Here is a 15,592-nt window from a genome sequence, read left to right as displayed (position 1 = left end):
CAATTCTTCAATTCTTCAATTCTTCAATTCTTCAATAGGCATTTTCTCTTTTTAGTGATTTATTAGCAAGGATTTTACAAAATATATTTTTAATTTTTAAAAGGATTATATTCTTGAATTTCTAATTTCCATCATACCTCTGTTCCAATGTTCCACCTTCCCACTGCTCATATGTTTCAGAATACCTATGCTCCGCTTTTCCTCTGTTTTGCTGTTTTATGCACATCTATTCTGTAGAGACTTCTTCTCAAGTCTCATTAATTCCTTTCATACATCTATTCTGTAGAGACTTCTTCTCAAGTCTCATTAAATTCCTTCATGCATCTACTCTGTAGAGACTTAAATGATCAGAATGACGCTGAAAATTGCTTCTAACGAATAAGACTAATTAATTTTTAATAATATTTATAAAAAATTAATTTTTTAATTTTAGAGGTTGACAATGTTTTACAGGAATGTTATCCTAAGAAAGAATTAATTTTAATTATTATAAGGAGGTAGGAAACATGTTAACAATTATTAGATTTAGAAACTTTAGTAACTTAATAGAATTAAATAATTTTATCGATAGTCCTGTCTCTTTTAGTGTAACCATCAAGTAAAAGGGTATTTTTAACCGTGGACTGTCGCTCCATGGTTTTTTTATGGGCTTTTTGCCCTCTATTTTAGCCGTGGAGTTTCCACGGCTTTTATTATTTTCAGAGGAGGTTTTAGTTAATGAAACGAGTTATGAATTATGTGTTTAGGTATAAATTAATTTTACTTGTACCTAGTATATCAATGCTTTTAGTTATAATTGCTTGTATGTTTGAGCCATACTTTCAAAAGCTTTTTATAGACAAGGTTATAGCTAATGGAGAAAGAAATTTAATTCCCTATTTAATAGGTGGAATATTAATAATCAATATTATAAAGGCCCTTTTTGGTTATATAAAAGAGTATTTATTTGATTATTTATCAGTGAAAGTTACAAAGGATTTGAAGGAGGATTTGTTTAATCATATTCAAAGACTTCCATTTAAATATTTTGATACTATGAATACTGGTGAGCTTATGTCTAGAATTGGAGAAGATGTAGAAAATATCTGGAGAACCATAAGCTTTGGACTTAGATTATTTTTTGAAAATGCCTTATATTTTATTTTCAGTACAGTAATTCTTTTTTATTTGAATTGGAAACTTGCACTTGCTTGTTTAGTTATAATGTTACCAATAGCCCTTATAGCTATGAAACTTGAAAAAAAGATGCTTGATTCTTTTGAACAAATTAGTGATCAGGGAGCTATCATTAATACAACAGCTCAAGAAAATATAGCTGGTGTTAGATTGGTTAAAGCTTTTGGAAGAGAAAAACATGAAATATTAAAGTTCCTTAAAATGAACAAGCAGAATTATAAACTTAACATGGAACAGGCAAAGATAATTGCAGATTTCTTCCCTCCAATAGAACTACTTACTAATATATCTTTAGTAATCATGGTTGCTTTAGGTGGAATGCTAGTTATAACAAAGGAAATATCTTTAGGAACTTTGGTTGCTTTTAGTGGATACATTTGGAACCTAATTTGGCCTATGAGAATGCTTGGATGGCTTACAAATATGATTGCCCAAAACAATGCATCTGCTAATAAAATCTTTAAGATAATGGATATAGATCCAGCTATCAAAGATTCAGACAACCCACTATCCCCTGCTTTACTAAAGGGAAATATTAAGTTTAAAAATGTTTCTTTTAAGTATAGAGAAGAAGAGATATTAAAAAATGTAGATTTAGATATTCCTGCTGGTAGCACAGTTGCTCTTATGGGTACAACTGGTTCTGGAAAAACTTCTATAATAAATCTTCTGGGAAGATATTACGATGTATCAGAAGGTAAAGTTCTTATTGATGGTATTGATGTTAGGAATATTAAACTTGATATTTTAAGAAATGCTATATCTATAGTGCCTCAAGATGTATTTTTATTCTCTGATACTATTGAAGAAAATATACGTTTTGGTAATAGAAATGCTACTGATGAAGAGCTATTACAGGCTTCTACCCTTGCCTGTGCTAGTGAATTTATTTCTGAACTTTCAGATGGTTACTCAACTATTATAGGTGAAAGAGGTCTTGGTTTGTCTGGTGGACAAAAACAAAGAATCTCTATAGCGAGAGCTTTAGTTAGAAAAGCACCAATATTAATTCTAGATGATGCAACTTCAGCACTAGATATGGAAACAGAATTTCAACTTTTAAAAAATCTTAATACCCTAAATAATAGTTCTACTGTTTTTATTATTGCACACAGAATTTCCGCTGTTAAAAATGCTGATATTATCTTGTTTTTAGATAATGGTCAAGTTGTAGAAAAAGGAACTCATGAGGAGCTTCTAAAATTAAAAGGAAAGTATTACGAAGTATATAAAGAACAATTTAAAGATTTTGAGACTATTACTCAGGAGGTGATTGCATGAGTATAAATAGTATAAAAGAAGATGAAATGGTCTTAACCCTTTCTAGATCTAAGGTACTTAAGAATTTATTTTCTTACCTTAAACCCTATGCCTTAAAGATTTTTATTGTAATTAGTTTATTGGTATTTGTAATGATTATAGGTTTATTAAACCCTTATTTTCTTAAGATATCTATAGATAAATATGTTGCAAACAGTGATTTTAATGGATTAATCATAATGGCTATCCTATTTATAGCCTTAAATATAGGCTCAATGATAGCCTCAAGAATAAGAATACTAATGATGTCTTCCGTTACTAATAATGCTTTAGTAAGTATAAGGAATGACTTATACTCACATATTCAAAAATTAGGTTTTCAGTTTTTTGACTCAAGACCAGTAGGTAAAATTTTAGCTAGAGTTATAGGGGATGTTAATGCCCTTGGTGACTTGTTTACAAACAGTGTAACTAGTTTAATCCCTGAATTATTAAGTTTAATTTGTGTAACTATTATAATGTTTTTTATGAATGTTAAGCTGGCTCTAGCTTCTATTACTCTACTTCCTATATTAGCTGTTCTTATGTTTTCTATAGAAATAGCTTCAAGGAAAAGATGGGTTGCTTATAGAAGTAAGCGTTCTAATTTAAATGCATATACTCATGAGAACTTTTCAGGAGTAAAAATAGTCCAAGGTTTTGGTAATGAACCTTTAACTAAAAAGAATTTCTCTAGCCTTTTAGATGACATGCTTAATAAATTTATGGAAGCTGTTAGATATAATGATTTCTTTTGGCCTTTAGTTGAACTATCTTGGGGAATTGGAACTATAATAGTCTTTTTAAATGGAATAAAACTATTGGACTCCAATGAAATAACAATGGGAACCTTAATAGCTTTTACTATGTATATAGGAATGTTTTGGAGACCTATAATTAATATAAGTAACTTCTATAACACACTTATTACTAACTTCTCAGCAGCTCAAAGAATATTTGAAATAATGAGCATAAATCCAGATATCTATTCTATTGAAAGAGCTGAAAAATTCCCAGAGATTAAAGGAAATGTTGAGTTTAAAAATGTTTCCTTTAGCTATGATAACAAAACTAAAGTTTTAAATAATGTTAGCTTTAAGGCTAATAAAGGACAAAATATAGCCTTAGTTGGTCCTACTGGAGCTGGTAAAACTACTATTGTTAATTTAATAAGTAGATTTTATGACGCTACGGAAGGAAATGTTCTAGTAGATGGGAAAGATATTAAGAAAATGGATTTAGAATCCTTACGTTCTCAGATGGGGATAATGCTTCAAGATACCTTCCTCTTCTCTTCTACCATTAAGGAAAATATCCGTTATGGTAAATTAGATGCTACAGATGAAGAAGTAATAGCTGCTGCTAAAGCAGTTAATGCTCATGACTTTATCATGAAGCTTGAGAATGGATATGATACAGAAGTCAGTGAAAGAGGTTCAAAGCTTTCTGTAGGGCAAAGACAATTGATTTCTTTTGCTAGAGCACTACTTGCTAACCCTAGGATATTAATCTTAGATGAAGCAACTTCAAATATTGATACCTATACAGAAAAACTTGTACAACAAGGTATTGAAAAATTATTATCCGGAAGAACTTCTTTCGTAATTGCTCATAGGTTATCTACTATAAGAGACTGTGACAAAATTATGGTAATTGATGATGGAAGAATAGTTGAAAGTGGAACCCATGATGAATTAATCTCATTAAAGGGCTCTTACTACAACCTATATACTTCACAATATAAGTTAATGAATGAAGGTGCCTAAGGGCAATTGTTCATAAATAAAAGAGCTGTAAGTTAACGAATTTCTCTGTTAGCTTACAGCACTTAATTACTCTTTGTAGGTTTTAATTTCATATATCAAAACAAAAATAAGTGTAACTATCAATACCTGCAAAAATACCGTAGTTTTTAAATGATCCCTAATAAATATGATTATTATATTAGAAATCTTAGGAATAAACATAACAATTACTCCAAAAAAAGATAATACATTTATAATCATGTATATTGCTTTTTTCTTAATTCCAATTGTTGAAAAAAATATTGTCAGTGGCTCTGTTATTACCTTGCTTCCATCTAAAGGTGGTATAGGTATCAAGTTTATAATAAATAGCACAAAATTAATTATTATCACTTCATTTAATATTACAGATTTTACACTATCCATTTCCTCAGTTAATAGTAGGGTAAAACTTGTATTATAAAATGATAAATTATCATAACTTAAATAATTCCTAACAAGTAAAATTGAATCTCCTATTATTGATGCTACTATATTTAAATCACCTTTTGCAAAAACAACTAAACCTAAAATGCTCATTATTAAATTCACAAATACACCACTTAATGAAATTATTATTTTTTTATATAATTCTAGCCCTTCATACTCCTCCTCAAAAGGTATTACTGAACCTCCAACTGGAATCAATTTGAAATTAAACTCTGCTTCTCTTATAAAGAAATGTAATATAGTTTTTCCAACTCCTATATCATAACTTCTCACTTTCACTTTAAATATAACAAATGCTAGTAGATGTCCTAGTTCATGCATTACTATGGACATGTATAATATAATTAATAAAATTAATTCATTCACTTTATCTCCTTATAATCTAATACTCATTAATGTTTTATATCTACTATACTTCATAAATATATTTATACTTTATTTTGAGATTTTATGATTATAATGTGAAAAGACTACAAAAGCTTTTATAATATAGCCTTTGTAGTCTTTAATATTAAAGTGCAAATTTGTTTATAGCCTTAGCTACTCCTGAATTATTATTTGTATCAGTTACATAGCCAGCTAGTTCTTTTACCTCTTCTGTAGCATTTCCCATTGCTACACCTAAACCTGCATAAGTTAACATAGAGATGTCATTTTCATTATCTCCTATGCACATTATCTCTTCTTTATCTATTCCAAGGATTTCTCCAAAAGCTTTTACTCCTTTTCCTTTTGAAGTTCCTTCAGCCATTACCTCAACATTCTGCCATCCTGAGCTAACTACTTCTAATCCACCTACTGCTTGTAGTTCTTCCTTTATTTTAGCTAGAAGCTCTGAATCTTCGGTGATTATGATAGCTTTTAAGATTTCATCTATATATATATCATAGGCTTCTCTAAAGTCCTTATGTATCCCAAACTTTACTTGTAAGTTATCTGGAGCTATCTTATTAGATATCACATATCCATGATTTTCTGGAGGTTCTGCATTTGTAATCATGGTGTTATAAGTATTAAAGTATTTCTTTATATCATATTTTTCTATTACATCACAAACCTTATTGAATTGTTCTCTGTTAAAGGGATGTTTATATATTACTTTGTCTTCATCCTTTTCCCTTATATATGTTCCATTAGATGCTATTATAGACGCCTTTATTCCTAGTATCTCTGCATATTGGCTTGCTGCTATAAAAGATCTTCCTGTAGTTATAGCTATTTTGATTCCCTTATCTATAGCATTTTTTAATGCTATCTTATTCTCTTCACTAACCTCATGGTTGTCATTTAATAATGTGCCATCCATGTCTATACATATAAGTTTATATTTCATTCCCTCACTCCCTGAACTTTTAATAACTTTTATCGCTTTTATTATTATACTCTAAAAAGAGATTATTTACTAATCGCGTAGGAGTTTATTAATGCTAACTACAACAAAAAAGAATTGTTATTATAAATGGAATAATAACAATTCTATAAGTCATATATTTTTTATTTAAAACAAAACTAAAGATATTTATTAGAAAGATAAATTTCCGCAATTTAATGTTAAAAGTTCATCTGCATATGTCGATACTTTCTTTGAGTGAGTTACAACTATAACACATTTGTTTTCATCATGGGCAAGTGCTTTAAGTATCCCCATAATATTTTTTTCTGTCTCTCCATCAAGGTTTCCTGTTGGTTCATCAGCAATTATTATATCAGGATTATGAGCTAGGGCTCTGGCAATTCCTATTCTCTGCTGTTCCCCACCTGAAAGCTTTAGAATTTTACGATCTGCGGTTTCTCTGTCAACTCCAACCTTCTCTAGTAATTCATATGCGATTTTTTTCTTGTTTATTTCTTTAACTTTACTTATGTTCATTGATAGTACAATATTTTCAATTGGGGTTGCGTTTGTCAATAGATTATAGCTTTGAAAAATTACTCCCACACTTTCTGCTCTGTATTTATCACGATCTATTTTGGATAGAAGATTTCCATTATAATCAATAGTACCCTCTGTGCAAATATCCAGCCCTGATATAAGAGATAGAAGAGTTGTTTTTCCTGCTCCAGATTTACCCATGATTGCATATAGTTTTCCACTGTCAAATTCTGCTGTAACTCCTTTTAATATTGTTTTATTTGTACTGTCATATTTATAAGATACATTTGATAATTTTAGAATGCTCATAATTATCACCTTAATTCCTTTCTGATAGAATTTTCATTGGTTCATATTTGGTAATATACATTATACCTGCAATACTTGATATTCCAGCTAATATAAGTGAAATCATAATGATTTGAATTGCAGCATCTTTGCTTAAACTTACATTAAGTTCTGAAAGTGGTTTTATTTCTGTATCAGAATTTGTCCCTACAGAACCAGTCCTTCCTGTCATCTGACCGCCTGTATTCATTTTACTATTTTCCTCTGAGAGCTTTATTTGATTAGAAAGTAAACTATTTGCTATAGGTTGTGATGCTACCGCTCCAGTGCTCATACCAAGGCATAAACATATTCCTGTGATAATTAGCATCTCTGTTAGGAATCCAAAAGCAACTTTACCTTTTTTCATACCCATTGCACGCAGTACACCAATCTCATATTTTCGCTCACGTATTGCTAATGTAGATAAAAGAATTAGAATAATGGAGCCCAAGATTAAAACTACAATTAAAAAGGTGTTTGTTATTTTTGCTAGTCCTTCTACTGGACCTACTATCTTTCTATAACCTGCTTCATCGCTAGAAACTTTATAATATGCAGCTAAACCTTTTTGTCTTAATTCTTTTTCATATGTTGAGAGTTGTTCTGGGTCTTTTAATATATACTTTGCGGAAACCTGTGCCATTTCCTTAAATATTTCCATAGTTTTAGCTGTATCAAAGCTAGTAAGAATTTCATTACTTCTGTTCTCAATTGCTGATTTTTCAGCATTCTCTTTTCCAAGCATTGTATTATCCATATAAATGCCTGTAATAATCAATTCATGTGTCATAGGTTTATTTTTATAGAAACTATCAACTTCAATGGTATCTCCTAGGGATAAATTATTGAGTTTGGCATACTTCTCACCGACAATACATTCGTTTAATTCTTTATACATTTTTCCACTAGTAATTTCTCTAAGTCCATTTTTAAACTCCTCATTTGTTGATAGATTATTTGAAGCAACAATTTTACCTTTTATTGAAACTATTTCAGGCATTTTAGTTCCATCAGCTTTTATCTGTCCACTTAGCATAGAAGCAAACCAGCTATCTCGTTCACTTTCATCTAAGGATTTTAATTTTCTTGGTGATATATCAATATTAGCTATTAGTTCTGAACTTTGTAATAAATCTGATTCCCCAAATTTGATTTGTTGCTCTGGTGTCAGCATTCTGAAACTATTTGCTATTTCCTTATCTTGCAACATTTTAGAATCTGGATTAATCGAAACTTCTGCTCCGAATCTCGCCTTATAATCTTTTATTATCGCAGCTGTTGTTGTGTTGATGATTATTGAAACCGCTGTTGCCAGAATTATTGCTAAAATAATTACAGCCATTAAACCATTTCTTCCCTTATTTCTGATTATGTTCTTTACAGAGTTTTTGATAATATACATTGTTTCTGCTCTCCTTCTAACTTTTATTAACCAACTAATTCATATGGACATTCTTATAACTATTATTTTTGTTATATTTTACTGTAATCAACTCTTACTTTTCTGGTATATGAGAAGTATAGCAAAGAGAATGTTAGTTTTTTGTTAGGTAAAAAAAGATGGACAACTTTTCATTGTCCATCTTCTATAATAGTAGTAATTATTTTGGGAAACTCACTGAGAAACAAGAACCTTTATCTTTTTCGCTTAAAACTGTAATTGTTCCACTATGCCTTTCAATGATTGATTTCACAATTGATAATCCTAATCCAGAACCTGCTATTTTTCTAGAGCGTGAAGCATCTACCCTATAAAATGCTTCAAATACAAGAGGTAGGTGTTCTCGCGGTATTCCACAACCATTATCTAAAATATCAATATTTACAGCTTTATTTTCTTCATAAACCGAAACAGAAATATGACCATTTTTATTTGTGTACTTATAAGCATTGTCAATTAAATTATAAAATGCTCTGTAAAGAAGTGTTTCATTGCCCCAGAGTTTAACTTCACCACAGTTAATTTCGTAGCTTATACCTCTACTATCATATAGAGGTGATATTTCACTGAATATAGCTTCAAACATTATATCTAAATAGATTTCTTGCTTTAAGTTTTTCTCATCTCCCGTGGAAGAAAGTAGTAGCAAGTCCTCTACCACCTGTGTCAACCTGTCAATGCTTTTTTCAGCCATAATAGCATTTTCCTTATATTCCTCTAGAGTAGTTTTTTCATCCATTCTAAGAATCTGTATCCCCGTTTTCATGGTTGCTAATGGTGTCTTTAGTTCATGTGCAGCACTTGCAGAAAAACGTTTTTGTCTTACAAATGCTTGCTCTAACCTCTCAAGCATTTTATTGAAACTTTTTGTCAAGCTACTCACTTCGTCCTTGGATATGCTCTCTTCAATTCTCTTCGATAGATCTCGTTCATCAATTTTAGATACTTGCCTACTTAGTTTTCTAACTGGTTGAAGAGCTTTGCCAGAGACTAAGTAAACAACCCAAGTTCCTACAGTGGTTAACACAAAACAAAAAATAATACTTTTTACATCAAACTTTTGTTTTGCTGTCTTTCCCATAACAGATGTACTGTATTCATAGTTATCAGAATCAGCTGGATTATCATCTGCAATTCTAATCTCTATCCCCCTTGAATTATTTATATTGTTTGAATCTTTTATAAGCGGAATAAGGGTTCTTTGCGCATTGTACATAGAAAATGCTGTTAGTCCCACTGAGGAAGCAATTAGTACAATTGCAACAAGAACCGTAATCCTCCATTGTAATGTCATTCTCATAATGCGCCTCATACTTCCTCCTCTATAATATACCCCTGTCCTCGAACAGTCTTAATTATTTCTTTTTCAGAACATGATGATAACTTCTTCTTAAGTATGTGAATATGGTATCTTAAGGCATTTGAAAAAGGATCTGCTTCGCTATCCCAAATATGTTCAAAAATTTCTTCCGCACTAATTACTTTATTTTTATTTAAAAGTAGATACTCGAATATATGGTACTCTTTTCTAGTTAAATGTAATACTTCATCTTTATAATAAACTTTTTTTGCATTTGTATCTATTTTGAAATTATCCAGAATTATTGCTTGTGGGGTTGTTGAATAATTTCTTCGAAGCAGATTTCTTATTCTTGCCTCTAATTCTCCAAAATCAAAAGGCTTAATCAGATAGTCATTTGCTCCTTCATCCAAACCTAAAATTCTATCACTTACCTGTGTTCTTGCAGACAAAATCAAAACTTTTATTTCAGTATCTTTTTTGCGAATTTTACGTAGTATGTTCAGTCCATCTATTTTAGGAATATTTAAATCTAATACAATAATATTATATTTATTTACTTCATAATTATATAAAGCTTCTTCTCCGTCAAAAGCCACATCCACCGCATATCCTAATTTACGTAGCCCTTTGGCAATAAAACCTGAAAGCATTTCTTCATCTTCAACCAACAATATTTTCATTAAATATCTCCTCTAATAGTTTTTTATACAATACTATATCATAATAATTGTTAGCTTTAAGTTAGTTTTTAATAACATCGTGTAATACTAGTATTGTTTTTATGTAACTAAATAATTAGAATTACTATAATTATTTCTTCTTACGCCAATATCCAAATATAGTTATCTATTCAGATTATTAAAGTTAATAAAAATAAAGGAGCATCACTCCTGATTAAAAATTAATCATTTTTGATACTCCCTTTAATTAATATATTAAGCTTTCCATAATCCGTGAAGATTGCAATATTCTCTAACTGCTAATATTTCTTCGTCTACTTCAAATGTAGCTTCCGGCTTGTCCTGTGGTGTTAAATTCTTTCTAAGTACCTTAGTTGGAGTTACTACTTCAATCCATTGAATCAGATGGGCATCTGTCATTGGATGTTCTACTGAACCTACTACTACATGTACTCCTCCATCTATTTTAGTTACTACTGGAATATGTTTTTCTACAGCTGCTTCTTGAGTATTTTCAACTAAAAGCTTCATAGGTGATCCACAACATACCAATGTTCCACCGCCTGCATTTAAAACTTCCACAACATTACCACATATTGGACACTTGTACACTTCATTTTTTGTTATCATAAAAACTCCTCCTTATGCATATGAAAATTATTATTTAATAGTAATTATTACCTATATGTATTATAGTTCAATTACCTATGATTTACAATAGTAATTTTATATTTTTAGCTAAAAATATATTTAGAAGGGAGGTTCTAAAATGAAAAAAGATAAATCTATAATAACTAATGAAAATAAAATCTATCTACCAAATGACAGAGATTTTTATGAGCCTGATGAACATGATTTAAGAAGCTATTCTCCTAATGGAGATTATACAATTTTACCTGATCCTACTAAGGATCCAATTGTTTCAAACAACATATCTTGGATGGAATTCGATTATACAGACCAAAGTTTATATAAAGAAGATTAAAAAAATGGAGGAATAAAAAAATATTCCTCCATTTTTTTAAAGTTTATAAAATTCCTCAAATGATTTTATGCAATAGTAGTGATCTTTAACACCACCAAGTTCTCTTATGGAGTGCATACCTAATACAGGATTTCCCATATCTACTGATCTTATATTTAGATGTGTAGAATTTATAGGTCCTATAGTAGAGCCACCTCTGGAATCAGAGCGATTTGCAAATTTTTGATATGGAACTCCTGCTTTTTTGCATATCATTTCATATACTGCTGAAGATTCAGCATCAGTAGTATAGCTTTGAGACGCAGCTATTTTTATAACTGGTCCTCCATTTATAACTGGTCTTAACTGTGGATCATGTTTTTCTCCATAGTTAGGATGCACTGCATGAGCTAAGTCAGCAGATATTATAAAGCTCTTTGCTAAGCTTCTTAAGTAATCTTCTCTATCTCCTTTAAGAGCTATTACTATTCTCTCTAATACGCTTGCTAATAATTCTGAGTCAGCTCCCTGTTTTGTTGAGCTTCCTACCTCTTCGTTATCAAAACATGCAAGTATATTCGTTCCTTTAGACGATTTAACCTCTGTTAATGCTTTTAATCCAGCATGAACCATAGATAGGTCATCTAACCTAGCTGAACTAATAAATTCTTCTTTTAGTCCTATTAAACTGCCTTTTTCAAATTCATATGGAAATAAATCAAAATCAATTATTTCTTCCTTAGCTACATTCAGTTCTTCACTTATAACTTGAAGTAATAGATTATCTTTTTCTAGACTATCATTTATCATAGTCATAAGTGGTAGTACATCTTTTTGTCTATTAATTTCTACACCTTGATTTACATTTCTATTCATGTGAATTGCAAGACTAGGTATTATTAAAATTGGTCTATTTATATTTATAAATTCTATTTTAGGATAAAGTGGATTATCACTTTTTAATGTTACTCTTCCTGCAAGAGCTAGAGGTCTATCAAACCAAGTCGCTAATATAGGTCCACCATAAACTTCAGTATTTAGCTTTAAATATACATTTTCAGCTATCATTTCTGGTCTTGGTTTTATTCTAAACCCAGGTGAATCCGTATGTGCTCCTATAATCTTAAAACCTTTTTCTTGTGGTGTATCTTCACCAACTACAAAAGCTATTAAAGCAGAATCATTTTTCTTCACAAAATATTTTCCTTCTTTTTTTAGCTTCCATTTATCTTCTTCTTTTAATTCTTTAAATCCTTGCTTCATTAAGATTTCTGAAATATTTTCCACAGCATGAAAAGCTGTAGGAGAATCATATAAGAAGTCTATTAATTCTTTTGCAATAACTTTTTCCATGTTAGTCACCTTCTCTTTTATATCTTTTGTTATAATTATAAATTCCCTTAATAATTAATACCTATACTTTAAAGATTTTTATAATATTTTTATATAATCTTTGCTAACATAACCTTCTTTTGTTCCAGTTGAAGTACTGTATTTAATTTTATACCAGTTTCCTTCAGTTGAAATTACTTGAACCTTTTGATTGTTTAGTAAGTATCCTACAACATAAGTGTTATTTCCTGCCCCTTGTCGTACATTTAAATTTGATGTTACATTTATTACTTGCCCACTTTTCTCAGTTTGTGAATTATTTGATGTATTCGAAGTAATCTTTTCTACATACTGTGAACTAACAAAACCTTCTTTGCTTCCATCATATTTAACTTTGTACCAACCTGAAGACTCGCCTATTATCTCTACTTCTTGTCCATTTTTCAACGATCCTGTAACTCCATAATTGGTTCCAGCTCCACTTCTAACATTCAAGTATGATGTTACATCTTTTATCTTCCCTTTTGGACTACCTGTATTAGCATTATTATTTGGAGGTGCTGGTTGTTGAGTAGTTGGCGATGGAGTATTTCCTGTATTTTTTTCAGTAACCTTCTCAATGTATTGCTTACTTACAAAACCTTCTTTTGTAGCTCCATTTTGTGAGAATTTTATTTTAAACCAATCTCCTGCTTCTCCAGTTACCTCTACCTCTTGTCCATTTTTCAATGAACCTATAACACCATTATTAGTTCCTGCTCCACTTCTTACGTTCAAGTATGAAGTTATATTCTTTACTTTAGCTTTATAAGAAGTTGGTTTTGGTGTCTGTCCGCCATTTCCGCTATTGTTACCATTATTGGAATTGCCGCTATTTCCATCTATTGAAATATATTCTCCGCTTACATATCCTTGTATTCCTTTTGAAGAAGTAATCTTATACCAAGTTCCATTTTTCTCTTCAATAGTAACTGTCTCTCCATTTAATATATATCCTACAACTCCATAATTTGTTCCTGCTCCACTTCTAACTCTTAGGTTAGTAGATACATTAACTACTTTTCCAGTTTGCTTCACGGCTGGTGTTTCTGGATTAGTTGGATTAGTAGGTGTGTCTGGAGTTGTTGGGTTTGTAGGTGTATCTGGCTTAGTTGTTACAACCTCTTTTTTAGCATCTTGTATTAATTTATATATAACTTGTCCATATGTAGCATTTGCATTAACAGCTGCTTCTAAAGATGAATATTTTGTTTTATCATAACCTGGCACAGCCCATTTACCTGAAAGCTCTTCTAAAGTTGGCGCACTACCTTTAGTTACATACTTGTATCTAGTATCAACAACTTCTTGCTTAAGTGCATCGCTTGTAGCATAAGCTTTTAGATGTTGAATTTGAGCTCTTATCCCAATTCTTACGCTGCTAAATGTATTTCTTTCATCACCATTTCCTGTTGCGCCTAACCCTGAAAAATTATTGTCCTCTGGTTTTACTATTCCACCATATTGAAAATATCCTGTTTCATGTAATGATTGTGCTATTACTATATCTGCCCTAACTCCTTCTATGGCACTTTCTTCATAAGCTATATCTACGAATTCTTCAATAGTAGAATTTAATTTATAACTAATATTCTTATTCTTCAAGAACTGCTTAAATTGTTCCTTTGTAACTTCAGAAGTTCCAATAATATTATGTCTGTCTTTAATAAGATCAACTATAGTTTTTTCAACTTCTGGCTCTTTTTCTGGCCCTGTTGGAGTCGTTGAATTATCAATTGTTTGTATATAGCTATTACTTACGTAACCGCTTTTTCCATTATAGTTTATTTCATACCATCCAGTTAAGGAGTTTTTAATCTCTACCTCATCGCCGTTTCTAAGACTTCCTATTACGCTAGCTGAAGTAGATGCGCTTCCTCTTACATTAAGAGTTGATGATATATTAATAACCTTACCTTTTTTATTTCCTGTTGAAGGAGTATTATTATCGGGATTCTCTTCTTCAAAAGAACTGCTTTTTATATAATCTTTATATACATAACCTATAACATCATAGTTGTAACTGTTACTAGTTACTTTAGCTCTAACCTTATACCAACCATTTTCTTCTTTGAATATATCAACCTTTTGTCCTAGTTTTAAAGAAGTTAATACTTCCGATGAAGTTGATGGTGATTTTCTTAAATTTACTGAACTAGATACATTATAAACCTCTCCTGTAGAAGTAACTTTTTCATCTGTAGGTGTTGATGTGTTTCCATTTCCAATAGCTGACTTTAGGTAATCCCACAATTGTGGTTTGTCCCATATCATATATTTAGGACATATCTTTCCCGTTACATCATAATGTCTAACAACATTTTGAGCTGGTATAGCATACTTCTCCATTAGATATTTAGTTAATGCAATTCCATTCTCTAACGTTTTATTAAAGTCATTATCTACATTTACACATAATTCTATTCCAATAGTGTTGGAGTTATTTATTATAGGATTACTTTTATCTCCTACATGCCATCCTCTCCAATTATTTTCTAATACCTGAATTATATTATTTTGATCCACGGTGTAGTGTGCTGATGCTTGCGCATCTGGATGGTTTGCAAAATAATCTCTATTAGCCTTCGCATTTGCCCCAAATTTTCTATTATCTGTATCGTGTATTACAATATACCTTGGAACCGTTGTTACTCCTTTTGAGTAATTTATATCTATAAGTTGTTTACTTACTTTAATTCCGTTTAATGTTGGTGTGGAACTTGTACTCTGACCTTGAGTACTATTATCTGTGTTGGTTGCAGCTTGAGCAATTTCTACTGAATGTGCCACATTAGCTATAATAGTAGATGACAATATAAGTGCTGATATTTTCTTCTTATTCATTGTTCTTCACTATTCTCCCTATTCTCTATAATTTTCCTAAAAACTCTTATGAAAATTATACCATAAAATTATGTAAT

At 30.6% G+C, this 15,592-nt stretch carries 12 protein-coding genes; 3 read left to right on the top strand and 9 right to left on the bottom strand.

Annotation, left to right across the window (positions count from 1 at the left end):
• The first annotated feature begins 717 nt into the window (after positions 1-717).
• Together BUA92_RS14495 and BUA92_RS14490 are read left to right on the top strand one after the other, a co-directional pair.
• On the top strand, positions 718-2,457 hold the full coding sequence (locus tag BUA92_RS14495; RefSeq protein ID WP_073020622.1) for an ABC transporter ATP-binding protein: 1,740 nt from the start codon (positions 718-720) through the stop codon (positions 2,455-2,457).
• Positions 2,454-4,241: an ABC transporter ATP-binding protein gene (locus tag BUA92_RS14490; RefSeq protein ID WP_073020620.1), complete on the top strand. Its 1,788-nt coding sequence runs from the start codon at positions 2,454-2,456 to the stop codon at positions 4,239-4,241. Before BUA92_RS14495 ends, BUA92_RS14490 begins: the two co-directional genes overlap by 4 nt.
• A gap of 66 nt (positions 4,242-4,307) precedes the next feature.
• Here the strand turns inward: BUA92_RS14490 and BUA92_RS14485 are convergent, their stop codons facing one another.
• The 7 genes from BUA92_RS14485 to BUA92_RS14455 form a co-directional block, all read right to left on the bottom strand.
• The gene (locus BUA92_RS14485; protein ID WP_073020618.1) at positions 4,308-5,075 is read right to left on the bottom strand and encodes a M50 family metallopeptidase; all 768 of its coding nucleotides are present in this window, start codon (positions 5,073-5,075) and stop codon (positions 4,308-4,310) included.
• A gap of 145 nt (positions 5,076-5,220) precedes the next feature.
• Positions 5,221-6,042, bottom strand: a complete 822-nt coding sequence (locus BUA92_RS14480; protein WP_073020616.1) for a Cof-type HAD-IIB family hydrolase — start codon at positions 6,040-6,042, stop codon at positions 5,221-5,223.
• 189 nt (positions 6,043-6,231) lie between these two features.
• Positions 6,232-6,891, bottom strand: a complete 660-nt coding sequence (locus BUA92_RS14475) for an ABC transporter ATP-binding protein (protein WP_073020614.1) — start codon at positions 6,889-6,891, stop codon at positions 6,232-6,234.
• 10 nt (positions 6,892-6,901) lie between these two features.
• Positions 6,902-8,314: an ABC transporter permease gene (locus tag BUA92_RS14470; RefSeq protein ID WP_073020611.1), complete on the bottom strand. Its 1,413-nt coding sequence runs from the start codon at positions 8,312-8,314 to the stop codon at positions 6,902-6,904.
• 199 nt (positions 8,315-8,513) lie between these two features.
• Positions 8,514-9,665 carry a sensor histidine kinase gene (locus tag BUA92_RS14465; RefSeq protein WP_083553538.1) on the bottom strand — a complete coding sequence of 384 codons (1,152 nt, stop codon included), beginning with the start codon at positions 9,663-9,665 and terminating at the stop codon, positions 8,514-8,516.
• On the bottom strand, positions 9,662-10,336 hold the full coding sequence (locus tag BUA92_RS14460) for a response regulator transcription factor (RefSeq protein ID WP_073020609.1): 675 nt from the start codon (positions 10,334-10,336) through the stop codon (positions 9,662-9,664). The genes BUA92_RS14465 and BUA92_RS14460 overlap by 4 nt, the downstream gene beginning before the upstream one ends.
• Positions 10,337-10,591: 255 nt before the next feature.
• Positions 10,592-10,966: a desulfoferrodoxin gene (locus tag BUA92_RS14455; RefSeq protein WP_021803169.1), complete on the bottom strand. Its 375-nt coding sequence runs from the start codon at positions 10,964-10,966 to the stop codon at positions 10,592-10,594.
• Between the two features lie 139 nt (positions 10,967-11,105).
• On the opposite strand from BUA92_RS14455, the gene BUA92_RS14450 reads away from it, so the two are divergent.
• Positions 11,106-11,321, top strand: coding sequence for a hypothetical protein (locus BUA92_RS14450; protein WP_073020607.1), 216 nt, complete (start codon positions 11,106-11,108; stop codon positions 11,319-11,321).
• Positions 11,322-11,357: 36 nt separating this feature from the next.
• Here the strand turns inward: BUA92_RS14450 and BUA92_RS14445 are convergent, their stop codons facing one another.
• Entirely contained in the window at positions 11,358-12,653 is a 1,296-nt protein-coding gene (locus BUA92_RS14445) for a M18 family aminopeptidase (protein WP_073020604.1), read from the bottom strand.
• Between the two features lie 78 nt (positions 12,654-12,731).
• Positions 12,732-15,515, bottom strand: a complete 2,784-nt coding sequence (locus BUA92_RS14440; protein WP_073020602.1) for an SH3 domain-containing protein — start codon at positions 15,513-15,515, stop codon at positions 12,732-12,734.
• Positions 15,516-15,592: the final 77 nt, after the last annotated feature.

It is taken from the genome of Clostridium intestinale DSM 6191 (assembly GCF_900130055.1).
GTDB lineage: Bacteria > Bacillota > Clostridia > Clostridiales > Clostridiaceae > Clostridium_T > Clostridium_T intestinale.
Note: the sequence above shows the minus strand (reverse complement) of the source record. Positions and strands in the feature narration are given on the sequence as shown.

What these genes read in the sequence shown, in the direction of transcription:
- BUA92_RS14495 (WP_073020622.1), top strand. Translation starts at nt 718, where the DNA reads ATGAAACGAGTTATGAATTATGTGTTTAGGTATAAATTAATTTTACTT.
- BUA92_RS14490 (WP_073020620.1), top strand. Translation starts at nt 2,454, where the DNA reads ATGAGTATAAATAGTATAAAAGAAGATGAAATGGTCTTAACCCTTTCT.
- BUA92_RS14480 (WP_073020616.1), bottom strand. Translation starts at nt 6,042, where the DNA reads ATGAAATATAAACTTATATGTATAGACATGGATGGCACATTATTAAAT.
- BUA92_RS14475 (WP_073020614.1), bottom strand. Translation starts at nt 6,891, where the DNA reads ATGAGCATTCTAAAATTATCAAATGTATCTTATAAATATGACAGTACA.
- BUA92_RS14470 (WP_073020611.1), bottom strand. Translation starts at nt 8,314, where the DNA reads ATGTATATTATCAAAAACTCTGTAAAGAACATAATCAGAAATAAGGGA.
- BUA92_RS14465 (WP_083553538.1), bottom strand. Translation starts at nt 9,665, where the DNA reads ATGAGGCGCATTATGAGAATGACATTACAATGGAGGATTACGGTTCTT.
- BUA92_RS14460 (WP_073020609.1), bottom strand. Translation starts at nt 10,336, where the DNA reads ATGAAAATATTGTTGGTTGAAGATGAAGAAATGCTTTCAGGTTTTATT.
- BUA92_RS14455 (WP_021803169.1), bottom strand. Translation starts at nt 10,966, where the DNA reads ATGATAACAAAAAATGAAGTGTACAAGTGTCCAATATGTGGTAATGTT.
- BUA92_RS14450 (WP_073020607.1), top strand. Translation starts at nt 11,106, where the DNA reads ATGAAAAAAGATAAATCTATAATAACTAATGAAAATAAAATCTATCTA.
- BUA92_RS14445 (WP_073020604.1), bottom strand. Translation starts at nt 12,653, where the DNA reads ATGGAAAAAGTTATTGCAAAAGAATTAATAGACTTCTTATATGATTCT.
- BUA92_RS14440 (WP_073020602.1), bottom strand. Translation starts at nt 15,515, where the DNA reads ATGAATAAGAAGAAAATATCAGCACTTATATTGTCATCTACTATTATA.